Genomic DNA, 20,298 nt, shown 5'->3' with positions numbered 1-20,298 from the left:
TTGTGAGCTATTCCTCCAAATCCTGCTACAGTCTACGGCAGACGCAGGTAAGGCTTACCTAATGCGTCGCAGACCCGTTCCGTTTATGAAGGCATCCCCGTGAAAACTCGCATATCCAGGCAGCTCACTGCTGCCGCCGCCGGCCTGGTCCTCCTGGCTACCGCGGCCTGCGGCTCCCCGGCCGCCACCACCAGCAGCACCGCCACCACCGCCGCTGCCGAAGCCGCCGGATTCCCGCTGACCATGGAACACACCATGGGCTCCACCACCATCGAAGAGGTCCCCAAGCGCGTGGTTGCGCTGGATCCCAGCTACATCGACGCGGCGCTCCTGCTCGAGGCTGACCTGGTGGGCTACGTGCAGTACCGGCAGGACCCCAAGGCCCCCTTCGCCCCGTACCTCGGCGACGTTGCCGATGCCACCAAGGATGCGGTGAACGTTGGAACCCTGGCCGAGCCCAACCTGGAAAAGATCCTGGAACTGCAGCCGGACCTGATCGTGTCCGCAAAGGTCCGCCACGAGGCGTTGTACTCGCAGCTGTCCAAGATCGCGCCCACCATCTTCTCCGTGAGCACCGGTCCCACCTGGAAGGAGAATGTTGTTTTCCTCGGCGAGGCGTTGGGCAAGAAAGCCAAGGCCGAGGAACTGGTCAAGGCATACGAGGACCGTGCGGCAAAGGTCGGCGCCGAGATCCTGGCAAAGAAGCCGGACGCCACCTACTCGCTGATCCGCTTCACCGGCGGTGACACCGCCCGCCTGTACTCCTCGAACTCCTTCATCGGCGAGATCATGGCGGACATGAACATCCCGCGGCCCAAGGACCAGCCGGACAGCGACAAGGAGATCTTCGTCCCGCTCTCTGCCGAGCAGATCCTGCAGGGCGACGCCGGCCTGGTGATGGTCAGCGCCTTCACCCCCGCCGGCGCCGAGGGTGACAAGGCCCGCGCCCAGCAGGAGGCCTTCCAGTCCAACCCGCTGTGGCAGCGGCTCGAGGGCGAGGTCAAGAACGTTGATGACGCCACGTTCCTGGCATCGGTCAGCATCCAGGGTGCCCACGCCGTGATCACCGAGCTGGCCAACCACTACGGCGTGGATCCGCAGCTGCCGTAATGCCCCTGATGGCTGCTTCAGAACCGGTTTCCGGGCACCCCGTGCGGGTGTTCGAAGCAGTGGTGGCGGAAGTGCGGGACCTGTCCCCGCACTTCCGCCGCGTCACGTTAACCGGTCCTTCCCTGCTGGACTTCGGTGTGCCGGGACCAACCCTGGACCTCCGCATCAAGCTGCTGCTGCCCAACCCGGGCCATCCACTGCGACTTCCGGGCGTGAACGGCGTCCTGGAGGCCGGGTGGTACCAGGATTGGCTCAAGCAGGACCAGCCCGGCCGCGGCTTCATCCGCAGTTACACGGTCCGGGCGCTGCGCCGGCCCCCCTCGGGCCCGGAAGTCGACGTCGACTTTGTCCTCCACCGGGGACCCGGGAGCCGGCCGGGGCCGGGATCCGGCTGGGCGCTGGAGGCAGCCCCAGGCTGCCAGGCATGGTTCGTGGGCCCGGACATCACCGCGGTGACAGCCGCAACGCCGTTGCCCGAGGCCGGGATCAACTGGAAACCCGGCCGCTCGGACCGGGTCCTGCTGGCAGGGGATGAAACGGCGGTTCCCGCCATCAGTTCCATCCTCGAAGCGCTTCCGCCGCAGATCAGCGGCCACGCGTTCCTCGAAGTCCCCGAAGCCGCGGACGTCCTTCCGCTGGCTACGAAAAGCGGTGTCCAGGTGTCGTGGCTCCATCGCGGCACCGGCGACGTGCAGCGCGGTGCCCGCCTCCTGGCAGCGGTGCAGCAGGCACTTGCCTCCGACGCCGGGACCTGGCATCCGTACGCGTGGATCGGTGCCGAAGCGGCAACGGTCAGATCCCTCCGCCGGTGCCTCACAGAGTCGGGTGTGGATCCCAGGGCATCGGAACTCCGGGGCTACTGGAGCCTCGGGAAGGCCGGCTCGGGCGTCAACGGAATCCCCGTGCCGCAGCGGTGAAGCGCCCGCGTCATTCGTCGAAGTAGGTTGGGACCTGCTGCTGCCCGGCAATCGACGTCACAACCGCCGCCGCCACCTCCCGGAGCTTGACGTTCCGCGCGTTGGAAGCCCTGGTGAGGATGCCGAAAGCTTCATCGCTGCTGCAGCGGTTCTCAGCCATGATCGCCCCCACGGCCATGTCGATCACCGTCCTGGACTGCATCGCGGCGGCCAGGTCGTTCCGGGTTTCCCTCAGCTGGGTGATGCGCAGAACCAGCCGCAGCGAACTGGCGGCCTGTCCGGCAAAAGCCTCCACTGTCGCAATATCCTCACCCGAGAATCCGTCGACACGGTCGGAATAGAGGTTCAGGACCGCTTCGGCCTCCCCGGCCAGGTCCAGCGGCACCGCAAGGATGGAGGACACTCCCTGGCCAGCCGCGGCCTGGACATAGGGCGTCCAGCGCTGCTCGGTGGAAAGGTCCGCCGCCAGGATGGTTGTCCCCGTACGCAGCGCAGTGAGGCAGGGGCCGTCGCCAAAGCTGTTCTGCAGCTCATCCAGGGCCGCTGCAACGTCATCGCTGCAGGCAACGACCTCCGGCCGTTTGCGGCGCAGGACCGTGACCCCGCTGTGGATGGTGTTGCCCGGCCCGGACAGGCGGGCGGCCGCCAGCACAGCGAGCTCCGCCAGGAAGTCCCGGACGTCCCGGCTGTCCAGCACCAGCTCCTGCAGGCTGGTATCAGTGTCCGGTACGTGGCCCTCGATGCCCATTCCTAGCCTCCATCCAGCCGGGCGGCGGAAAAGCTTCCTCCGTCCACAATGTCCCTGGCGATGTCCTGGATCCGGCGGTCGCTGGACTTGGCGGCCACCTGGAGCAGTTCGAGGGCATCCTCGCGACCGCCGCGGTGTTGCAGCATGATCAGTGCAATGGCGGCGTCCACCGCTGCCCGGGATTTCAGGGCATTCCGAAGGTGCCCCGTGTAGGCTTCGGGCGCGTGCAGCCGCAGGGCCAGCCGGAGGATACGGGACAGGGACTGGGCGTGCCCCTGCACCCGGCGTACGGTCCGCTGGTCAAATGCATGTGCCCGCTGCGCGTAGCAGTTAAGTGCAGCCCTGGCCGGGGAATCCGTGGGTATCGGCACCGCCATCATCGAATGCACCCCTTGCTGGAGGGCCGCCCTGGCGTACAAACCCCAGCGCGTATCGGCATCGATGTCGTCGATCAGCACCACCGTCTGCTGCCGGACCGCCGTCAGGCAGGGGCCGGCGTCGGCCACGTACTGCGTCTCGTCCAGCCGCCGCCCCTCCTCGGTGCTGCTGGCAACGGTGGAGGGGGCGCCGTCGCGCTCCACTGTGATGGTGCACAGCACCGGCGCCGTCCCGTCGGCGATCTGCGAGGCGGAGATTGCGGCCAGCCCCAGGAGGAATTCAGCAAACCCTGCGCTTTCCAGCAGCAGGTCCTGGTATTCCTCAGCTGTGGTCAGCGCATCATTCCCGGCCATAAGGCCCCGATTCCTGGTTGCGCCAGCTTCTGCCCTGGCTGTCGGCTGCCGCGCTTACTGCGGACTGGCCCCTGTATTCAACCTCCGGATCCTCTTGCCATCCCGAAATCTCCTACCTTCGACACTACGCTTGTGCAAGGCTTTCCGATACGGCGCCCCCGTCCGGCGACTGCTATTCGTCCGCCTCTGCAGCGCGCCCGCCAGCGGCCCCGCCGGACTCATCCCGGTTGTCCAGCTCTTCCGCTTCGCGGTCGAAGTCGTCCGAATATGGAGCACGCGGCCGGGGGAGTTCGTCGATCATTTCGTTGGCTGCCAACGCGAGCAGGTCCCGCTGGACGGCGGGCAGGGACAGGAGTCCCTGCAAGTAGGCTTCCACTTCATATTCCCCGGCATCGCCGGAGAGGCTGAAGTATTTAAGCCAGAGTTCGGAGACGCTGATGTCCGCTGCCCGCAGTGCTGCGCGGAGACGGCGCCGTTGTTCCGGTTCATTTGGATCGAAGCCCATGGGCGGTGCCTAGATTCCGGATGCTGGCGTCCCGGCCAGGACAGACTCGCAGACCTGTTGCAGGGTATTGGCCCGCTCCCTGGCCTGCCGGAGCAGCTGTTGCAGCGCGGCATCGCGGGAAACGCCCAGCCGTTCCATGAGGACGCCGCATGCCTGGTTGACCGTATCCCGGGTGTTCAGCGTGAGCTGCAGGCCTTCGGTCATCCTTTTTGGAGCCTCGCTGGCCTGCACATGCGAGAGCAGGGTGGCGGCCGGGCCGGCGAAGAGCTGCAGCAGCCTGGCGCTGGAGTCGTCGTAGGTGGCTGGGGTGGCTGCGTACAGCTTCAGGGCGCCCAGTGCTTCCTTGCCGGCGATCAGCGGGGCGCTCACAACGGCCCGGACGGGCAGGTCCCGGACGGCGTTGCGCCAGCCGGTCCAGCGCGGATCGGTATGTACGTCCTGGACCAGGACCGGCTTCTCCGAGGCCCAGGCCGTCAGGCATGGGCCCTCGCCGTATTCGTACTGGGCGGCGTCGGCTTTTTCCACAATGCCGTCCGTGTAGCCGCTGCTGGTCCGGCGGCCGCGGGCATCCAGGAGGGAAACGCCGGCGCCGATGGTTCCGGGCACCGATTCCTTCGCCGCCCTGGCCAGGAGCTGGACCGCCGTGGTCACTTTTTCCTCCGTCAGCAGCAGGCCCTGGATGCGAGCAATAATCGTGCTGAGCTCGTCCAAGGGTAGTTGCTGCGCCATACGCCCAGCATATGCCAAGCCGTTCCCCGCCCTGCGGGAGGGGGCTACGTTTCCCCGGACGTCACGGCTCCTTTTTCCGGGCGGCCAGTAAGATGTCCCCATGTCGAGTTCTGCAGATAACGAGTCAATACAGCAGCTGCAGGAAATCCTGGTGGGCGCGGAGAACGCGGTGGAATTCCTCTCCGGACTTTCCGGCCTGGCGGCAGCGGCCGTGTCCGAAGCTGCCGACGACCAGATCGAATGCGCGGTGACGCTCCAGCTCCGCCGGCGGCCGGCCACAGCGGCCGGGAGCAGCCAGCGCGCCCTGGACCTCGACCACGTGGAGCAAAGCCTGGGGGACGGTCCCTGCATCCGGGCCCTGCGCGAGATGTCGTCGGTCATGATCGACGACGTCTCCAAGGACCCGCGCTGGCCCGCCTACAACGAGGCGCTTGCCGCCGCCAACGTGCACAGCACCCTGGGCGTGCCGCTGGAGATCAGCGGCGACGCCCGCGCAGCCCTGAACTTCTTTGCCACCAAGCCGGGAGCCTTCACCGCTGACGTCTATGAAAAGGCCGTGGGGTTTGCTGCGGCAGCCCACAACACGCTGCACCTGTCCGTCCGGATCAACACCGCCCAGAACCGGGCGGAGGACCTTGAGGCGGCGCTGGAGAGCAGGACCGCCATCAACCTGGCCTGCGGCGTGATCATGGCGCAAAACCGCTGCTCCCAGGCCGAGGCGATGGACATCCTCACCAAGGTTTCCAGCAACCGCAACCGCAAGCTGCGTGATGTTGCCACCGAACTGATCGAACAGCTCTCCGGCGACAGCATCCAGACCCACTTCGACGGGTAGCAGCAGCGGGCCGTCAGCCCGCCCGCAGGACGGAAACGACGGCGGATGCGCCGGCCGCCTGCGCGTCACCTGGCGCGTGTGCCCGGACGTCCCAGCAGTTGCCGCTGCCGATGACCTCGAAGTCCTGCGATCCCGTCCGGGGCAGGACAAGGGCGGTGTTTTCGTCGATGGCAACAGCCCGCTCCACCAGCCCTGCTGCCACGGCACCTACCGCCCGCCCCAGTGTTCCGGCCTGTGCGGCATGCACGTCCACGGCGAAGGGGGCAAGGCCGAGACCGCTCCGGATGTCCAGGGCGTCCAGCCCCTCGGAGCACTCTTCACCGCATACCTCGGTGCCATCCACCCGGTAGCCGCCGATCAGCGCGCGTTCCGGCGCCACCATGGCACCCGCGGAAAAGCCAAGGTAGGAGGCGCCGCGTGCAATTGTCCGGGTGAGTGCCGCCATCGCGGGCTGGAGGCCTTCCAGGTAGGCCGGCGTCAGCCCGCCGCCCACCACCACTGCATCCACGCCGTCGAACAGCCCGGGGTCCACGGCGCCGGCACCGCCGAGGAGCACCGGAACCGGCTCAAACGGCAGCAGTGCACGCAGCGGCTCAACATACTCGGCCAACCGGCCTGCGGGGTTCCCGCCCCGGTCGTGGACCACCACGGCAATCGTCGCGGAGCGGGTAGCACCCGGTTTCCGCGCCACCTCCCCGGCAAAACGGTCGAACACTTCGGGAAAGGCCAACGGGTCCGGCCCGGCGCCGGCGAGGAAAATGCTCATGCGCTTCAACCTACCCGTCGTGCCCTGGCCGTGGACCGAGGCCACAAAAGAGGGGGAAAACCCCTTGACCCCGGTGCCGGACAGGAATAACCTACAACCAAATGGTTGTAGATCAGCTTCGCGAAACCGAACTTGACCGCCTCTTCCAGGCGTTCGCCGACTCGACGCGCCGCGACATCGTCCGGCGGGTGACGGGCGGCGAGTACTCGGTCTCGGGTCTCGCAGCCCTCTACGCCATGAGTTTCGCCGCAGTCCAGAAGCATGTGGCGGTGTTGGAGCGTGCATCCCTGATTACCAAGGAAAAGCGCGGAAGGGAGCAGATTGTGCGGGGTGATCATGAAGGCCTGCAGAAAGCCCGGCGGCTGCTCGACGAATATGAACAAATCTGGCGGCAGCGTGCCGCCCGGATGGCCGACATTCTCGCTGAAGGTTAGGAAGGCATTGCCATGACAGTCATCAGTATGGACACGAATCCCGAGGCCCTGAGCATGACGCTCGTTGCCGAGTTTGAGGCGGGGGTGGAGCGGGTGTGGCAGCTTTTCGAAGACCCGCGCCAGCTGGAGCGCTGGTGGGGTCCGCCCACCTACCCGGCCACGTTCTACAAGCATGAGTTCGTCCCGGGCGGTAAGGCCAGCTACTACATGACGAGTCCCGAAGGGGAGAAGTCCCACGGCTGGTGGGAGTTCACCAGCATTGAGGCGCCGCGCCGGCTCGAGTTCAACGACGGTTTCGCTGACAGTGACGGCAACCCGACCGGAGACATGGGCAGTGCCCATGCTGCCGTCACCCTGGAATCTGTAGGGGAGCGGACCCGGATGACCATGCTGTCCACCTTCGAGTCCGAAGAACAGCTGCAACAGATGGTGGCGATGGGCATGGAAGAGGGCCTGAAGGAGGCCGTCGGCCAGATGGACGGCATCCTCGCCGAGCACGCCAACGCCTGACCGAGCGATAGCGTACGACGGCGGGACGTCCCGCCGTCGTACGCTATGCCTTGGGTGCCGCCTGTGTTGGTGCGGCGGCGGCGAAAACCAGCAGCGAACTGGTGGCGGTGGCCAGCAGGCCGCCGTCCGGGGCGAGGACGCGGCCCTCCGCAAAGATCACCCGGGACCCCGATTTCACCACCGTTCCTTCCGCCCGCAGCACGGCATGCTGCAGCGTGATGGGGCGGAGGTAGCTGACCGACAGGTCGATCGAGGTGTAGCCGAAGCCGGCGGCCAGCGTGCTGTGCGCCGCGCACCCCACTACCGTGTCCAGCAGCGTGCAGGCCAGTCCGCCGTGCACCACGCCCAGCGGGTTGTAGTGCGCCTCGCCGGGCCGGCACTCGAACTCCACCCGCCCGCTTTCCACCGCCAGCAGGCGCAGGTTCATGAGCGATGCCATGGGCGGACGCGGGATGCTGCCGTCCCGCATGCCGGAGAGGAAGTCCAGCCCGGACATGGTCGGGAGGTGCTTCAGTCCCACCTTCGGGTCCGTCCAGCTGAAGGTCTCCGAGCGCTCCGGCTGCCCGCTGGTGTCCATGGGCTTCTCCTCTGCAGTGGCCGCGTTTTGTGCCAGCTTAGGCGCTGCGGTGTCTGGCCGGCAGTTCAGTCCGCAGCTTCGTGCCACCCCATCCAGCACACCAGGTGGACGGCATCCAGCGCCGCAAGGTCCCCGGCCGTGGCCTCCCTCCGCTGCCGCGCTTCTGCCGGCATGCCGACCTTGGCCAGCGGGGACAGAGGCAGGATCTGCAGCGTGACGTGGGCGGGCCCGCCTGGGTCCGGCCGGATGCCGCCGTCGGCCACGTTCAGAATCCAAGGGGAGCCGTCCCAGAAACGGTCGGCCACCGGCACGCCGTCCACCAGGATGCGGGCCACGTCACCGGCCCAACGGATCTCGAGCTCCTCGTGGCCGGTGGGGAAGGCTCCGGCGGGGAGTTCCAGGGTGTACTCCCGGGCCAGGCTGTCGATGACGGGCGGCCCGGGTGCGGCCGCGCGGTTGGCGGCTTCCCCATAGGATGCCGGAACGGGGCCGGCTTCGCGGACGAGGACCGCTTCAACCGACATCCTGCCCTGCCTTGGGCTGGTGTGGTTCGTGGTGACGGCGTCGAACGTGCGGGTGTTCAGGTTGTAGCGCAGAACGTCCGGCCGCTCCGCCGACCGTCCCGCAAGGCGTCCGCCGGCGTCCAGCCACAGCTGCCCGGCAGAGAGGACCAGCTCGCGGCCGCGTGCGCTCTCCAGGACCCACGCCGTGTCCGCGGCTTCGGCCGGAAGGACCAGGATGTCTGCGACGGCGTTCCCCGCCTTCGCGGTCAGCACCTCCGGCTCGTCGCCTTGAAGCCGGGCGGTGCGGCCGCTGCCGGCAGCCGAACCGCTGGCGTCCGTGCCGGCGGCGAACCGGATCTCCACCGGAATGCCGGCTTCGGCGGCGAGGACCAGGGTGGGCCGGCCGCCCGTTACTCCCGGGGCCGGTTCGAGCAGGGTCAGCGGGGAGGCCGTGGCCCACTCAAGGGTCACGCCGGCCACGTCCAGGTTGACGGGCCAGTGGGCGAGAGTTCCGGCCGGGATGTTCACGGGCACGGCGGGGAAGGTGACCGCTCCGCCGTCGAGCGTTACCTCGAACTGCGCGCCGCGGTAGGTGTGCAGCGGGACATGCGGCTGGTGCCAGCTGATGAAGACGAAGCCCGTGCTGCCGTCGCTGCGCAGCGCCCAGCGAAGGGTGGTGGCGTCCTCCACTCCTGCGGGCATGACATCCGGCAAAGAGGACGGCATCCGGGCAAGGCGCCCGCCGAACGCTGCCAGGAAGGCGTGCTGCTTCCGGAGCGCGGCGAAACTGGACGCCGGCCGCCCGGAGGCGCCGATCGGCGCATGGAAGTCATAGTCGAACCGGGGGAGGTCGTTGGGGTAGCCCGTGTCCTGTGATTCCTGCAGTCCGTCGGCCGGATTCATGCCGCCGGCAAACATGTAGTAACCCTGCCAGGCCGAGCCGTTGCCGATCTTGTTGTGCGCCACCGCACCCACATCCAGGCCCTGAGGCCAGGGCCGGCGCTGGTAGGCGGTGGCCATGCCCCCCGCGAGCTCGCAGGTGGCGGGCGGGAAAAGGGCCGACGGCGTCCGCGGGGCTGCGGCTGCGCGGGTTCCCAGCTGCCCGCGGACGTCCGCGCCGATGCCCGGATCGTCCCAGGTGTGGCTGAAGAAGTAGTGCTCGCGGAAGGTGGGGTCCCACGGTGCATCGGCGTCCACCCAGAAGCCGTCGCCGTAGCCGCCGAACAGGGGCAGGACCTCGCCGTCGGGAAGCTCGGCGCCGCCCCACGCCGTCGCCGTCCACACAGGCGCGGACAGTCCGGCGTTCCTTGCCAGCCTCTTGAGTTCGGTGAGGTGGTCCGGCTGGTCGTACAGCTCGTTTTCCAGCTGGATTCCGATGACGTTGCTGTCCGGCCCGAGGAGCCCGGCCAGCTCCTCGCCCAGGTAGCCGAACCAGCGCCCTACCAGGTCCAGGTAGGCGGGATCATTGGTGCGGTGCTGCGCCGGCGCCGCCTTGACCCAGTCCGGAAATCCGCCGTTCCGGACCTCCCCGTGGCACCAGGGCCCGACGCGCAGCACCACGTCCAGACCGACCTCCCTGCACAGCCGGACGAACGCTGCCACGTCCAGGCCGTCGTCGAAACTTACCTTGCCCTCGGTGCGCTCATGGTGGATCCAGAACGTGTAGGAGGCCACCACTGTGATTCCGCCGGCCTTCATCAGCCGCAGCCGCTCTTCCCACCGCGCGCGGGGAACCCTGCTGTAGTGCAGCTCGCCGGACACCGGGATCGCCGGCTTCCCGCCCAGCTCCACGTATCGGCTGGTGACCCGGAACCTTTCGTGGCGTTCCTCCGTGTTGCTCATTGCGGGCCGGACCAGCGGCCCGTCCCAGGGTGCGTGGGTGGCGCGCAGGACGGAAGTGGAACGTTTCAGAGGATCGGGCATGCTGGAAGTATCGCATATCGGGGAAGCGTTTTCTTGCCCTGTGCTGGCGAAGGCGTTGAACCGTCCGGAGGGCTTCGAAATACTTGTAGCAGTGGCGGGGTTGGCTGCGGAAGGCGGTGGCAGGATGGGAAGCGGGTCCGGGGAATTCCGGAAGCGGCTGGAGCGCGCCGCCGAGGTGCGGTCCTACCGGGGAGCCGGCATCAGCGCCGAGGAGGAAGCCGCCCTTGATGCCCTGGAAGCGAAGGAACGGGAAAAGCGCCGCAAGGTAAGCGATGCCGCCAGGGCGGATTACCTGGTCCGGGACGCCATGGCCCAGGGCAAGTTCGACAACCTCAAGTACGCCGGCAAGCCCATCCCGGGGCTGGGTGAGTCGTACGATCCCGACTGGTGGGTCAAGGGCCTGCTCCAGCGCGAGAACATCAGCGGCCTCGGCCCGCCGGCCATCCTCCTGCGCACCGAGGATGCGGAGCTGGATGCCAAACTTGATGCCCAATACACCGAGCAGCAGGTCCGCGACATCCTGCAGGACTTCAACCGCCGGGTGGTCGATGCACGGCGGCAGCTGCAGGGCGGCCCACCGGTCATCACCAGGCTGCGGGATGTCGAAGAGGAAGTGGTCCGCTGGCGGCAGCGGCGCGCCTCCCGGACCGTCGAGCCGGCGCCGGAGCCTGAAGCTCCGCGCTCGTGGTGGCAGAAGCTGTGGAAGGGCGCCGGCTAGGCAGTGCGCTCGAAGAGCTCGCAGAGGGCGTTGTAGTAGCGCCCAGTCTGCCCCTTGTGAACCAGTCCGATCCGGATGCAAACCTTCTGTGACGCGGTGTTGGCGGGCGCCGTCACTGCCACTACCTTCCGCAAGCCGCTGTCAAAGGCATACGCGAGGACCGCGGCCGCCGCCTCGCTCGCATAGCCGTGGCCCCAGTAGTCGGGGTGGAAATGCCAGCCGATTTCAGTGTCCCCGGAGGGCTGCAGGGGAAGTGAACCGCCCGACGCCGGAATGGACTTCAGGAGCAGCGCTCCGGCCAACTCCCCGGTGGCCTTGATCTGAACGGACCAGGCTCCATGGCCAGGGTGGTCCGTCGCCCGCCACACGCGGATCCGTTCTTCCGCCTGCTGCAGGTCCGTCATGACCTGGGGCGGATTGCCGATGAACTGCTGGACCTCCCACCGGGAGTAGAGATCCAGCACAAAACCGGCATCCTCCGGTTCCCACTGGCGGAGGATCAGCCGCTCCGTTTCGAGGCTCTTCACGCCGTTCATTGTGGCAGAGCGACGCGGCTTGGGCGGCTGGTCGGCAAAACCACTCCCGCTGCCCGGCCTCCGGCACACCGTCCAGACCCGCACCCCAACAGGCCACACCTACCACTCCACCGCACCCCCACTGCCGGGAACTGCGCTTCTGGGTAGATCCGCCTCGGGACAAGCCCGGAAGCGGGCAGCAGTGTAGAACTCCGTCCAGGTACCAGGTAAGGCCGGTCCCCTGGATGACTGACGTAGAGTTCTGGGACTCAGGGCTTGGGTGTGGGGTTGGGCCCGATCATCGATGGCGGAGGGCCGGGGAAGGGTGCTGCCGGGTACAGCGGCGCCACCTTCAGCATGTAGTTCGCCCACTGCGGTCCTGCGATCATGTAGCCGTCAAGCCGCGGGTAGAACGTCCCGTTGATGGTGACGTTCTGGCCCGGGCGTTTCTGGCTTTCAAGGGGGTCCCCGAAGAAGGAGGCGGTGGACAGCCCGCTCGTGTAACCGACGATCCAGGTTGCCCCGTTGTTGTTGGACGTGCCGGTCTTGGCGGCCGTCGGCCACTTGTCGTGGACCTTGGGGTTGATCCAGAAACCCGAACCCCTCACCAGCACGTCCTGCAGCACCGAATTGACGCCCCGCGCCACGTCCGGCTTGACGGCATCCCGGCACTCGACTCCTTGCGCCGGCAGCTTGCCGCCCGCTGCGTCGGTGATCTCTACCAGTGCGATCGGGGCGCAGTAGCGGCCGTCATTGGCGAAGGTCGCGAAAGCGTTCGCCATATGCAGCGGAGCCACGTTGGTGGCACCGAGCAGGTTGCCCAGTTGGTGCATGTTGATCGGCGACCCGTCCAGCCCGTTGTGCAGGCCCACGCTGTCCACCATCTTCTGGATGCCGCAGAAATCCAGCTGCGCGGCTGATGCGAAGGTGGCCGTGTTGATGGAGTTGTACAGGCCATAGTTGATGGGCATCTTCCGGTAGAAGCCCTCTTCGGAATTCTGCAGGTCATCCGCGGCGCCCAGCTCGGGGTTATTCTGCGCCGTGCTGTAGGCGCCCAGCACCCTGCCGCAGCTCGACCGCCACGGGAAGCCCAGCGGATAGACGCGCCGTGAGGCGTCCACCTCCGCTGTCAGCGGCTTGCCCTCGTTCAACCACTGGGCAAACGTGAACGGCTTCATGGTGGAACCGGTCTGGAACCCGCCCGCACCATTCAGGTTGTTGCCCTGGGGATCCTTGGCATCCACATTGAAGTTCAGGTGGGTGTCGAACTTGCCCGGCTCCGCCAGGAACACCGTGTTCTGGGCCATGGCCAGGATCTTGCCGGTTCCCGGCTGGACCGTGACCAGCGCGGCGCCCCACCGGTCGGGGTTGGCCCCGGCCGTGCCGTCCACCTGCGCCTGGGCAGCGGCCTGCAACCGGCTGTCCAGCGTGGTGATGATGGTCAGGCCGCCGCGATACAGTTTTCGCTGGCGTTCGGCCTCATTCTGGCCGAAGGCTGGATTGTTCAGGATCAGGTGTGAGACGTAGTCGCAGAAGTATGGGGCCATGCTGGCGTTCGCGCAGCCCTGCCGCTCCGGACTGATCTTGAGTTCAATCGGGGTGGCAACCGCCTGGTCGTGCTCGGCCTGGGTGATCTTGCCCAGTGTGAGCATTTCGCCCAGTACCTGATTGCGGCGGGCCATGGACTTGTCCGGGTTGATGGCCGGGTTGTAGAACGTGGGGCTGTTCACCAGTCCGGCCAGCAAAGCCGCCTGGGGGAGGGTGAGGTCCTTGGCGGTGGTGCTGAAGAAATAGTGTGCGGCGGCCTCAATGCCGTAGGCGTCGCTGTTGAAGAACACGATGTTCAGGTAGCCCTCAAGGATCTGCTCCTTGCTGAACTTCTTCTCCAGGGCGATGGCGAGCTTCATCTCCCGCAGCTTGTCGCCCATGTCCTTCTGGCCGCTGAGGACCACCTCGTCAGGCCGGTCCTGCGACACCCGCGACTCATTGATGACATTGGTGACGTACTGCTGCGTGATGGTGGAAGCGCCCTGCTGCTCGCCCCTGGTCAGGTTGGCCACTACTGCACGGAGGATGCCTTGCGGGTCCACGCCGGCATGGTCGTAGAACCTGCTGTCCTCGATGGCGATGACGGCGTCCTTGATGTACGGCGACATCTGGTCCAGCGGAATCCGGACGCGGTTCTCCGCATAGAACGTGGCAATCGTCTGGCCGTCGGAGGTCAGCACCTTGGTGGACTGCGACGGCGGCTCGACGGTCAGCTCCTCGGGCAGGCTTTCAAAGAACCCGATGGAGTTGCTGACGCCGAATCCTGCGGCGGCTATTGCCGGGACCACCAGGCTGGCCACCAGGACGCCGCACATGGCGCTCGCGGCCAGGAACCCCAGGATTCGTCCCACGGCGCTGCCTTCGCCGCGCCTGCGCTTCCGTTTTTTCGCCATTCTTCAGCCCTCGGAGCTTGGAGGTGTGAAAAGACTACGCCCGGGTAGGTGGGTCTTCCAGAGCCAGGCAGATCAGGATTTGGTCACAGTTGTTCCTTGACGGGCGATAGTTACCGACATATCGTTAACTATCGCTGAAGAGGTCAGTGAAAACGACTTCCTTGGAAAGGACGATCCATCATGAAGGGTGTTTCTGACGAAAAATTCCCCCACCGCGAAGCCGGCAGGGGCAGGTTTGAACGGGGAAGGGGCCACCGCGGGCCGCACGGCCACCGCGGCGGCGGATCCGGCCCGGGCTTTGGACCCGGTTTCGGCCCGGGCTTCGTGCCCGGTTTTGGTCCGGGCTTCGGCCGCGGTCCGAGGCGGGCTAACCGCGGCGATGTCCGCGCGGCCATCCTCTCGCTCCTGGCCGAGTCTCCGTCGAATGGTTACGGGTTGATCAAGACCATCGCCGAAAAGACGGACGGCGCCTGGCGCCCGAGCCCCGGGTCCATCTATCCGACGCTGCAGCAGCTCGTGGACGAGGGCCTCATCGAGGCGCTGAGCGAAGGGCGCGGCACCGAGTTTGCCCTGACCGACGCGGGCAGGGCCTACGTTGCAGAGCACGCCGAGGAAATGGAGAATGCGTGGAACGCCGGCCCGGACAGCTCGGACCGGGAATTCCACCAGAGCATCGGCAAGCTGATGGGCGTCATCCACCAGTTCCGCAGCGGCGTCTCCGAGGAGCAGCGTGCGGCAGCCATCGAAAAGCTGGATGAAACCCGCCGGGCCCTGTACAAGATCCTGGCGGACTAGGACAGGGAAGCCCGGCGGCTCGGCACCCTAGGCGAAGGAATCTTCCTTGGCCCGCTGTCCAACAGCGTTCCCGGCTGTACCGTGGGGGTCGGCGGAACCAGACCGGAGCGGGTTGAACCCGGCGCCCAGCTCACCGAAGGCGTAGGCGCTCTCTGCGTGCTCGGACAGGTCCACGCCGGCAGTCTCGGCTTCGTGGCTGACCCGGAACCCGATGGTCTTGTTGATCGCCCGGCCGATGACCAGGGTGCCGAGTCCGGAGAGCAGCATGGTGACGACGACGGCCGCCGTCTGGGCGATGAGTTGCTGGACGCCGCCGCCGTAGAAGAGTCCGCCGCCCTGGCCGTCAACGGGCAGGGCGATGAAGCCAAGTGCCAGGGTGCCGATGAGCCCGGCACCGAGGTGGACGCCCACCACATCCAGGGAGTCGTCCAGGCCGAACCGGTATTTGAGGTCGACGAAGACGGCGCAGGCCGCACCGGCCACCAGGCCCAGGCCGATTGCGGCCACCGGGCTGATGTTGGCGCAGGACGGGGTGATGGCCACAAGCCCGGCCACCACGCCTGATGCCGCACCCAGGGACGTGGGGTGGCCGTGCCGGATCTTCTCCGTGACCAGCCAGCTCAGCATGGCCGCGGCCGGGGTAACCAGCGTGTTCACCCAGATCAGGCCTGCCTGCTCCGCGGTGGTGGCGGCGCCGCCGTTGAAGCCGAACCAGCCGAACCAGAGGATGGCGGCACCCAGCATGATGAAAGGCACGTTGTGCGGGCGGTGGTTCGGGTCCTTGGCGAAGCCGTGCCGCTGCCCGACGATGAGGGCGAGGACCAGGGCTGCTGTTCCGGAGCTGATCTCCACCACGGCGCCGCCGGCGAAATCGATGACCTGGCCGAAGATGGCGGTGAGGGCACCGCCCGGGCTCAGGAGGCCGCCGCCCCAGATCATGTAGGCGAGCGGGCAGTAGACCACCGTGATCCACAGCGGCACGAACAGCGCCCAGGCGCCGAACTTCGCCCGGTCCGCGATGGCGCCGCTGATCAGGGCCACCGTGATGATGGCGAACGTGGAGCTGAAACCAGCCTTGATCAGGTCCGGGGAGCCCATCAGGTTCTGCAGTCCGAAGCTGGTGAAGGGGTTGCCGAAGAGGCCCAGCACGCCGTCGCCGGTGGTCATCGAGTAGCCCCACAGGACCCACACCACCCCGACGATGCCGGCGGAAATGAAGCTCATCATGATCATGTTGAGGGCCGCTTTGGCGCGCGTCATGCCGCCGTAGAAAAGACCCAGTCCCGGAGTCATCAGCAGTACCATGGCGGCCGACATCATCAGCCAGACGTGTTGGGCAGAAATTTCCACCAGCGGTCCCTTCGCGCAAGATCCTCCCGGGACGATCCTGACGTCCCGGCAATTCCCCCGGGGACCAATCTTTCGTTGCCTGTGTTTCGGTTACCGCCCTGGAAAGTTGCGGCGAGGTTACACAAACCGCTTCGGCGTGAAGTTCGCGTGTCGAAGATGTTTCCGCCGTGTTAACGGGCACCCTTCCGGCTGCGCGGGAAAAGGCGTGCACGGCTCTCCCGGCCCGGAACGGCGGGGAAGTGCCGGGGGAGAAGGTGAGGAACGCCGTCGAACGCTTCCTGCCGCCACGTTTCCTGTCCGTGAACGGCGGCTCACTGCTGTTGGCTAGAACTGCCGGGCGTTGGTGAGGACCGGGAGCTTGGCGCGAATCTCGTCAACCGAGGAGGGATCGATGTCCACGACGGCGAGTTCGGGCTTGCCGCCGAGCGCTGCCAGGGCGGAGCCCAGCGGGGAGATGACGGCGCTGTGGCCGATGCCGGTGGGGGCGCTGCCGGCCGGTCCCGCACCGATGGTCTCGGGGTCGCCCTGGCCGCAGGCCACCACGAAGGTGGTGCTGTCCAGTGCCCGGGCGCGGATCAGGAGGTCCCACTGTTCCGCCTTCCCTTCACCGGCACCCCAGGAGGCGCACACGATGTTCACCTGGGCCCCGGCCTTCGCGTTGGCCGTGAACAGTGCCGGAAACCGGACGTCGTAGCACGTGGCCAGGCCGAAAACTGTTCCGTTCACCTCGAACGTGACGGGGCTTTCCCCGGCGTCCACGGTCTTGGACTCCGTGAAGCCGAAGGCGTCGAAAAGGTGGACCTTGTCATAGGACGTGTCCACGCCGGGGCCGGTTACCAGCAGGGTGTTGCGGACCCGGCCGTCCTTCCCGGGAGTGAACATCCCCGCCACCACCACGATCTCCAGCTCCCTGGCGATGCTTCGGACCTTATCGGCCCACGGCCCGTCCAGAGGTTCCGCAATGTCCCGCAGGGAGTGGCCGAAAGCCCGCATCGCCGCCTCGGGAAAGACCACCAGTTCCGCGCCGGCCGCCTTGGCCTGTGCGGCGTAGTCCCGGATCAGTTCCAGGTTGGCTGCCGGGTCAGCACTGCTGACGATCTGAGCGACTGCGAGACGCATGGATGAACTCCAATCTGGTGCCCGCGGGGCAGGTGCGCGCTAGGCGGGGGGCATCCCCAGCTTAGCGAGCTACTGCTTGTAGCCCTCCACCTCGCTGACGGGCCGCGCCTCGGCCTCGTTGGGGTTCTCCCCGGACTCCGATTTGGCCCTGCGCTGCCGCAGCAGGTCCCAGCACTGGTCCAGGCTTTCCTCCACCTGCTTAAGCCGGGCCTGGTCCGGCACCTGGCCGTCGCCCGCCGCCTCGCGGAGGGAATGCTCCTCCTCCACCAGGGCCTGGATGCGCGCCAAAATATCCTGATCGTTCACGGTTTCCCCTCATTCCCTTGCAGGTCCCTCTGGTCCCCTCAGGGTACGTAGTCGCTGCAGAACCCACCACCCCCTGCGCGGTACCATCAGGTTCATGCCCACTGTGCTCGATATGGCAGGTCCAATCCTGGAAATGCTGACCTGGATGTGCCTGCCCACCGGCCTGGGCCTGCTGTTCTACACCGGGTTCCTCCGCCGCTTCGTGCACCCCTGGGCAGTGGCCGACGCCGTGGTGTACTCGGACAGCACCGGCGTGGGTTTCCGCTGGCTGGACCGGAAGCAGCAGGTGCACCGGGCACCCATGTCGCCGCACGACATCAAGCACCTTTCCGAGGGCGATACGCTGCCCATTTACTACCATCCGAAGCGTCCCACCCAATGGCAGACTGCGGAGCCGGAGGAGGCCGGCCGGACGGCTGCGGTGCTGGGCCGCGTGCTGACCGGCATCGGGGCGGTGGCCCTGCTGGCCGGTTTTGTCCTGCCGATGTTCTGAAACGTACGCCGGCAGCTAGGCGGCGAGGACCACGCCGATGCCCAAGGCGCCCAGCACAACCCCAGCGAAGGCCGTCCACAGCACTGCGGTGATGTCGGCGTCGACGTTTTCCCTGGCTATGCCATGGGAGCTGGTGCTGTAGCGCCGGCGCTGGGTGAGGTAGATAGCCAGTGCGGCCGCCGAGGAAACTGCGAACAGCAGCAGGATGGGGAATCCGTGCGCCGGAAGCCATCGCAGGAAAATTGCGCTGACGGTCACCAGCGCCATCATGGTGCGGCCCCACGCAAGGCTGGTCCGTTCCGGCTGCAGGCCGGGATCACCGTGGGGACCGGGGCGGGAACGTGCCATCCGTCAGCGCCAGAGGATGAAGACAAGCACGACGGCGGCCGCCAGGGCGCCTGCCGCCGCAAGCAGCGGCACAATGAGGGGCAGCGGCAGGGGTGCCTTGTTGCGCATGCTGCGTTCCACCCGGAGCCAACGTACCGCCGCCCCGGCGCTGAGCAGCATGCCGAGCAGTAGCAGCACAATGGCCAGGCCCTTGCGGACCGGCTCCAGGAACAGGTCGGCGGTGAACGCCTCGATGGCGATGCCGCCCGCCAGCAGCGCCAGGGATGTGCGGATCCAGGCGAGGAAGGTGCGCTCGTTGGCGAGGGTGAACCGGGGGTCCGGCTCTTCCCCGCCCGGCAGCAGCCGCTCGGCGATCCTTCCGCGCGACGGCGGTGAAGGTTCGCTGGATGCTGGCTGCGAGTTGGTCACGGTGCCAGTTTAGGCGGTGCGGCCGGACCTCCTTTAACTGCCGCTCCGCGGCGCGAACATGATCACGGCCACGCCCAGCAGGCAGATGAGGGAACCTGCGACGTCCCAGCGGTCCGGCCGGAAACCGTCGAAGATCATGCCCCAGGCGAGCGAACCGGCAACGAACACGCCACCGTAGGCTGCCAGGATCCGGCCAAAGTGGGCGTCCGGCTGCAGGGTTGCCACAAAGCCGTAGGCGCCCAGGGCGATGACGCCCAGCCCTGCCCACCACCAGTCCTTGCCCTCACGCACGGATTGCCACACAAGCCAGGCGCCGCCAATCTCCGCCGCAGCTGCCGGGGTGAACAGCAGGACAGTCTTGCCGATAGTTAATGTCGCGTCAGGAGTACCCACGCAGCCATCATGCCAGCCGGGAATGCCGCCGGGGTCCCGGAGGTTGGGGACAGGTATGGAGCGCATTGGATTCTTGTCATTCGGCCACTGGGGTCCCGGCCAGGGCTCCCGCACCCGGACCGCCGGTGAGGCGCTGCTCCAGGGCATCGAGCTGGCCGTCGCCGCGGAGGAGCTTGGTGTGGACGGCGCGTACTTCCGTGTCCACCACTTCGCCCGTCAGCAGGCCTCCCCATTCCCACTGCTATCCGCCATCGCGGCGCGTACCAGCCGGATCGAAATCGGCACCGGGGTGATCGACATGCGCTACGAAAACCCCCTCTACATGGCCGAAGAGGCAGCAGCCGCCGACCTGATCAGCGGCGGCCGGCTTCAGCTCGGCATCAGCCGAGGTTCACCCGAGCCGGCCCGGCAGGGCGCGTCAGCCTTCGGCTATTTGCCGGAACCGGGTGAGACCGACGCCGATATGGCCCGGCGCCACACGGCCCTTTTCCGGAAGGCGGTCAGCGGCGCCGGCGTGGCCGAGGCTGATCCGCGGTACGCCGGGGGTGCCACCGGGTTGTTGCCGGTCCAGCCCCAGTCGCCCGGCCTCGCCGAACGCATCTGGTGGGGAGCAGGGAGCCGCAAGACCGCCGTCTGGGCTGCCGAGCAGGGCATGAACCTGATGAGTTCCACCCTGCTGACGGAGGACACCGGCGTTCCGTTCCACGAACTGCAGGCCGAGCAGATTCGGCTCTTCCGGGACGCCTGGGCCGCGGCCGGCCACCGGCGCGAACCCCGGATCTCCGTCAGCCGCAGCGTGCTGCCCATCGTGGATGCCGAGGACAGCCGCTACTTCGCGGGGAGCGCCTTGCGGGACAGCCGGGACCAGGTGGGGATCATCGATGGGCTCACCGCCAGGTTCGGCAAGAGCTATGTGGGCGAACCCGACCAGTTGGCAGAAGCGCTGGCTGCCGATTCAGCCGTCCAGGCGGCGGACACCCTGCTGCTGACGGTCCCCAACCAGCTGGGAGTGGAGTTCAACGCCAAACTTTTAGGCAACGTGGCCAGGCATATAGCCCCGGCGCTGGGATGGGCCCCTCCCGCTCCTGACCGGCCGTAAAACTCCGCACCCGCTCGGAAGAAAC

General features: G+C 67.2%; 24 protein-coding genes. 9 read left to right on the top strand and 15 right to left on the bottom strand.

The window, feature by feature from the left end; translation table 11 throughout:
* Positions 1-99: 99 nt before the first annotated feature.
* Both ACJJV6_RS05010 and ACJJV6_RS05005 read left to right on the top strand, forming a co-directional pair.
* A complete protein-coding gene (locus ACJJV6_RS05010) occupies positions 100-1,110 on the top strand; it encodes an ABC transporter substrate-binding protein (protein WP_407710083.1) in 1,011 nt (336 codons plus the stop codon).
* Positions 1,111-1,118: 8 nt separating this feature from the next.
* Entirely contained in the window at positions 1,119-2,027 is a 909-nt protein-coding gene (locus ACJJV6_RS05005; protein ID WP_407710082.1) for a siderophore-interacting protein, read from the top strand.
* A 10-nt stretch (positions 2,028-2,037) separates the two neighbouring features.
* On the opposite strand, the gene ACJJV6_RS05000 is transcribed toward ACJJV6_RS05005, so the two are convergent.
* From ACJJV6_RS05000 to ACJJV6_RS04985, 4 genes are all read right to left on the bottom strand, one after another.
* The gene (locus ACJJV6_RS05000; protein WP_407710081.1) at positions 2,038-2,775 is read right to left on the bottom strand and encodes an ANTAR domain-containing response regulator; all 738 of its coding nucleotides are present in this window, start codon (positions 2,773-2,775) and stop codon (positions 2,038-2,040) included.
* A gap of 2 nt (positions 2,776-2,777) precedes the next feature.
* Positions 2,778-3,506, bottom strand: coding sequence for a GAF and ANTAR domain-containing protein (locus ACJJV6_RS04995; protein WP_407710080.1), 729 nt, complete (start codon positions 3,504-3,506; stop codon positions 2,778-2,780).
* 172 nt (positions 3,507-3,678) lie between these two features.
* Positions 3,679-4,011: a hypothetical protein gene (locus ACJJV6_RS04990; protein WP_009358354.1), complete on the bottom strand. Its 333-nt coding sequence runs from the start codon at positions 4,009-4,011 to the stop codon at positions 3,679-3,681.
* 9 nt (positions 4,012-4,020) lie between these two features.
* Entirely contained in the window at positions 4,021-4,740 is a 720-nt protein-coding gene (locus ACJJV6_RS04985; protein ID WP_407710079.1) for a GAF and ANTAR domain-containing protein, read from the bottom strand.
* 100 nt (positions 4,741-4,840) lie between these two features.
* Between ACJJV6_RS04985 and ACJJV6_RS04980 the strand changes: the two genes are divergently transcribed.
* A complete protein-coding gene (locus ACJJV6_RS04980) occupies positions 4,841-5,575 on the top strand; it encodes a GAF and ANTAR domain-containing protein (protein ID WP_407710078.1) in 735 nt (244 codons plus the stop codon).
* A gap of 13 nt (positions 5,576-5,588) precedes the next feature.
* Here the strand turns inward: ACJJV6_RS04980 and ACJJV6_RS04975 are convergent, their stop codons facing one another.
* Positions 5,589-6,341 (bottom strand): hypothetical protein, encoded by a 753-nt coding sequence (locus ACJJV6_RS04975; RefSeq protein ID WP_407710077.1) that lies wholly within the window; start codon positions 6,339-6,341, stop codon positions 5,589-5,591.
* A 101-nt stretch (positions 6,342-6,442) separates the two neighbouring features.
* Here ACJJV6_RS04975 and ACJJV6_RS04970 point away from each other — a divergent pair, with 101 nt between their 5' ends.
* On the top strand, positions 6,443-6,775 hold the full coding sequence (locus tag ACJJV6_RS04970; protein ID WP_009358351.1) for a metalloregulator ArsR/SmtB family transcription factor: 333 nt from the start codon (positions 6,443-6,445) through the stop codon (positions 6,773-6,775).
* 12 nt (positions 6,776-6,787) lie between these two features.
* Complete coding sequence (locus ACJJV6_RS04965) at positions 6,788-7,285, top strand: SRPBCC domain-containing protein (RefSeq protein ID WP_407710076.1); 498 nt, start codon at positions 6,788-6,790, stop codon at positions 7,283-7,285.
* A gap of 43 nt (positions 7,286-7,328) precedes the next feature.
* Here the strand turns inward: ACJJV6_RS04965 and ACJJV6_RS04960 are convergent, their stop codons facing one another.
* Together ACJJV6_RS04960 and ACJJV6_RS04955 are read right to left on the bottom strand one after the other, a co-directional pair.
* Positions 7,329-7,862 (bottom strand): PaaI family thioesterase, encoded by a 534-nt coding sequence (locus tag ACJJV6_RS04960; RefSeq protein WP_407710075.1) that lies wholly within the window; start codon positions 7,860-7,862, stop codon positions 7,329-7,331.
* Between the two features lie 65 nt (positions 7,863-7,927).
* The gene (locus tag ACJJV6_RS04955) at positions 7,928-10,288 is read right to left on the bottom strand and encodes a beta-galactosidase (protein WP_407710074.1); all 2,361 of its coding nucleotides are present in this window, start codon (positions 10,286-10,288) and stop codon (positions 7,928-7,930) included.
* A 124-nt stretch (positions 10,289-10,412) separates the two neighbouring features.
* Here ACJJV6_RS04955 and ACJJV6_RS04950 point away from each other — a divergent pair, with 124 nt between their 5' ends.
* Positions 10,413-11,006 carry a DUF1992 domain-containing protein gene (locus ACJJV6_RS04950; RefSeq protein ID WP_009358347.1) on the top strand — a complete coding sequence of 198 codons (594 nt, stop codon included), beginning with the start codon at positions 10,413-10,415 and terminating at the stop codon, positions 11,004-11,006.
* On the opposite strand, the gene ACJJV6_RS04945 is transcribed toward ACJJV6_RS04950, so the two are convergent.
* Positions 11,003-11,542: a GNAT family N-acetyltransferase gene (locus ACJJV6_RS04945; RefSeq protein ID WP_354177010.1), complete on the bottom strand. Its 540-nt coding sequence runs from the start codon at positions 11,540-11,542 to the stop codon at positions 11,003-11,005. The genes ACJJV6_RS04950 and ACJJV6_RS04945 overlap by 4 nt on opposite strands.
* Before the next feature lie 248 nt (positions 11,543-11,790).
* A complete protein-coding gene (locus ACJJV6_RS04940; protein WP_009358346.1) occupies positions 11,791-13,962 on the bottom strand; it encodes a transglycosylase domain-containing protein in 2,172 nt (723 codons plus the stop codon).
* Between the two features lie 180 nt (positions 13,963-14,142).
* On the opposite strand from ACJJV6_RS04940, the gene ACJJV6_RS04935 reads away from it, so the two are divergent.
* Positions 14,143-14,757, top strand: a complete 615-nt coding sequence (locus ACJJV6_RS04935; protein WP_009358345.1) for a PadR family transcriptional regulator — start codon at positions 14,143-14,145, stop codon at positions 14,755-14,757.
* Positions 14,758-14,784: 27 nt separating this feature from the next.
* Here the strand turns inward: ACJJV6_RS04935 and ACJJV6_RS04930 are convergent, their stop codons facing one another.
* The 3 genes from ACJJV6_RS04930 to ACJJV6_RS04920 all read right to left on the bottom strand — a co-directional run bounded on the left by ACJJV6_RS04930 (position 14,785) and on the right by ACJJV6_RS04920 (position 17,532).
* Positions 14,785-16,107 carry an ammonium transporter gene (locus ACJJV6_RS04930; RefSeq protein ID WP_354177007.1) on the bottom strand — a complete coding sequence of 441 codons (1,323 nt, stop codon included), beginning with the start codon at positions 16,105-16,107 and terminating at the stop codon, positions 14,785-14,787.
* Between the two features lie 324 nt (positions 16,108-16,431).
* A complete protein-coding gene (locus ACJJV6_RS04925) occupies positions 16,432-17,226 on the bottom strand; it encodes a carbon-nitrogen hydrolase family protein (protein WP_407710073.1) in 795 nt (264 codons plus the stop codon).
* Between the two features lie 69 nt (positions 17,227-17,295).
* Positions 17,296-17,532, bottom strand: coding sequence for a DUF2630 family protein (locus tag ACJJV6_RS04920; RefSeq protein ID WP_009358343.1), 237 nt, complete (start codon positions 17,530-17,532; stop codon positions 17,296-17,298).
* A gap of 94 nt (positions 17,533-17,626) precedes the next feature.
* Here ACJJV6_RS04920 and ACJJV6_RS04915 point away from each other — a divergent pair, with 94 nt between their 5' ends.
* Positions 17,627-18,025, top strand: a complete 399-nt coding sequence (locus ACJJV6_RS04915) for a hypothetical protein (protein WP_035752999.1) — start codon at positions 17,627-17,629, stop codon at positions 18,023-18,025.
* A gap of 15 nt (positions 18,026-18,040) precedes the next feature.
* On the opposite strand, the gene ACJJV6_RS04910 is transcribed toward ACJJV6_RS04915, so the two are convergent.
* Genes ACJJV6_RS04910 through ACJJV6_RS04900 form a run of 3 tightly spaced genes read right to left on the bottom strand, consistent with a single transcriptional unit; the run spans position 18,041 to position 19,174 of the window.
* Positions 18,041-18,373 carry a DUF202 domain-containing protein gene (locus ACJJV6_RS04910; RefSeq protein ID WP_009358341.1) on the bottom strand — a complete coding sequence of 111 codons (333 nt, stop codon included), beginning with the start codon at positions 18,371-18,373 and terminating at the stop codon, positions 18,041-18,043.
* A gap of 3 nt (positions 18,374-18,376) precedes the next feature.
* Complete coding sequence (locus ACJJV6_RS04905; RefSeq protein ID WP_009358340.1) at positions 18,377-18,781, bottom strand: YidH family protein; 405 nt, start codon at positions 18,779-18,781, stop codon at positions 18,377-18,379.
* A gap of 33 nt (positions 18,782-18,814) precedes the next feature.
* On the bottom strand, positions 18,815-19,174 hold the full coding sequence (locus ACJJV6_RS04900; protein ID WP_035752985.1) for a YnfA family protein: 360 nt from the start codon (positions 19,172-19,174) through the stop codon (positions 18,815-18,817).
* Between the two features lie 55 nt (positions 19,175-19,229).
* Here ACJJV6_RS04900 and ACJJV6_RS04895 point away from each other — a divergent pair, with 55 nt between their 5' ends.
* Positions 19,230-20,273: an LLM class flavin-dependent oxidoreductase gene (locus tag ACJJV6_RS04895; protein WP_035752983.1), complete on the top strand. Its 1,044-nt coding sequence runs from the start codon at positions 19,230-19,232 to the stop codon at positions 20,271-20,273.
* Positions 20,274-20,298: the final 25 nt, after the last annotated feature.

The organism is Arthrobacter nitrophenolicus, assembly GCF_045833485.1.
In the GTDB taxonomy this organism is placed as follows: Bacteria; Actinomycetota; Actinomycetes; order Actinomycetales; family Micrococcaceae; genus Arthrobacter; species Arthrobacter nitrophenolicus.
Note: the sequence above shows the minus strand (reverse complement) of the source record. Positions and strands in the feature narration are given on the sequence as shown.

Coding starts and splice junctions, on each gene's coding strand:
- ACJJV6_RS05005 (WP_407710082.1), top strand. CDS start 1,119: ATGGCTGCTTCAGAACCGGTTTCCGGGCACCCCGTGCGGGTGTTCGAA.
- ACJJV6_RS05000 (WP_407710081.1), bottom strand. CDS start 2,775: ATGGGCATCGAGGGCCACGTACCGGACACTGATACCAGCCTGCAGGAG.
- ACJJV6_RS04995 (WP_407710080.1), bottom strand. CDS start 3,506: ATGGCCGGGAATGATGCGCTGACCACAGCTGAGGAATACCAGGACCTG.
- ACJJV6_RS04990 (WP_009358354.1), bottom strand. CDS start 4,011: ATGGGCTTCGATCCAAATGAACCGGAACAACGGCGCCGTCTCCGCGCA.
- ACJJV6_RS04985 (WP_407710079.1), bottom strand. CDS start 4,740: ATGGCGCAGCAACTACCCTTGGACGAGCTCAGCACGATTATTGCTCGC.
- ACJJV6_RS04980 (WP_407710078.1), top strand. CDS start 4,841: ATGTCGAGTTCTGCAGATAACGAGTCAATACAGCAGCTGCAGGAAATC.
- ACJJV6_RS04975 (WP_407710077.1), bottom strand. CDS start 6,341: ATGAGCATTTTCCTCGCCGGCGCCGGGCCGGACCCGTTGGCCTTTCCC.
- ACJJV6_RS04970 (WP_009358351.1), top strand. CDS start 6,443: ATGGTTGTAGATCAGCTTCGCGAAACCGAACTTGACCGCCTCTTCCAG.
- ACJJV6_RS04965 (WP_407710076.1), top strand. CDS start 6,788: ATGACAGTCATCAGTATGGACACGAATCCCGAGGCCCTGAGCATGACG.
- ACJJV6_RS04960 (WP_407710075.1), bottom strand. CDS start 7,862: ATGGACACCAGCGGGCAGCCGGAGCGCTCGGAGACCTTCAGCTGGACG.
- ACJJV6_RS04955 (WP_407710074.1), bottom strand. CDS start 10,288: ATGCCCGATCCTCTGAAACGTTCCACTTCCGTCCTGCGCGCCACCCAC.
- ACJJV6_RS04950 (WP_009358347.1), top strand. CDS start 10,413: ATGGGAAGCGGGTCCGGGGAATTCCGGAAGCGGCTGGAGCGCGCCGCC.
- ACJJV6_RS04945 (WP_354177010.1), bottom strand. CDS start 11,542: ATGAACGGCGTGAAGAGCCTCGAAACGGAGCGGCTGATCCTCCGCCAG.
- ACJJV6_RS04940 (WP_009358346.1), bottom strand. CDS start 13,962: ATGGCGAAAAAACGGAAGCGCAGGCGCGGCGAAGGCAGCGCCGTGGGA.
- ACJJV6_RS04935 (WP_009358345.1), top strand. CDS start 14,143: ATGAAGGGTGTTTCTGACGAAAAATTCCCCCACCGCGAAGCCGGCAGG.
- ACJJV6_RS04925 (WP_407710073.1), bottom strand. CDS start 17,226: ATGCGTCTCGCAGTCGCTCAGATCGTCAGCAGTGCTGACCCGGCAGCC.
- ACJJV6_RS04915 (WP_035752999.1), top strand. CDS start 17,627: ATGCCCACTGTGCTCGATATGGCAGGTCCAATCCTGGAAATGCTGACC.
- ACJJV6_RS04910 (WP_009358341.1), bottom strand. CDS start 18,373: ATGGCACGTTCCCGCCCCGGTCCCCACGGTGATCCCGGCCTGCAGCCG.
- ACJJV6_RS04895 (WP_035752983.1), top strand. CDS start 19,230: ATGGAGCGCATTGGATTCTTGTCATTCGGCCACTGGGGTCCCGGCCAG.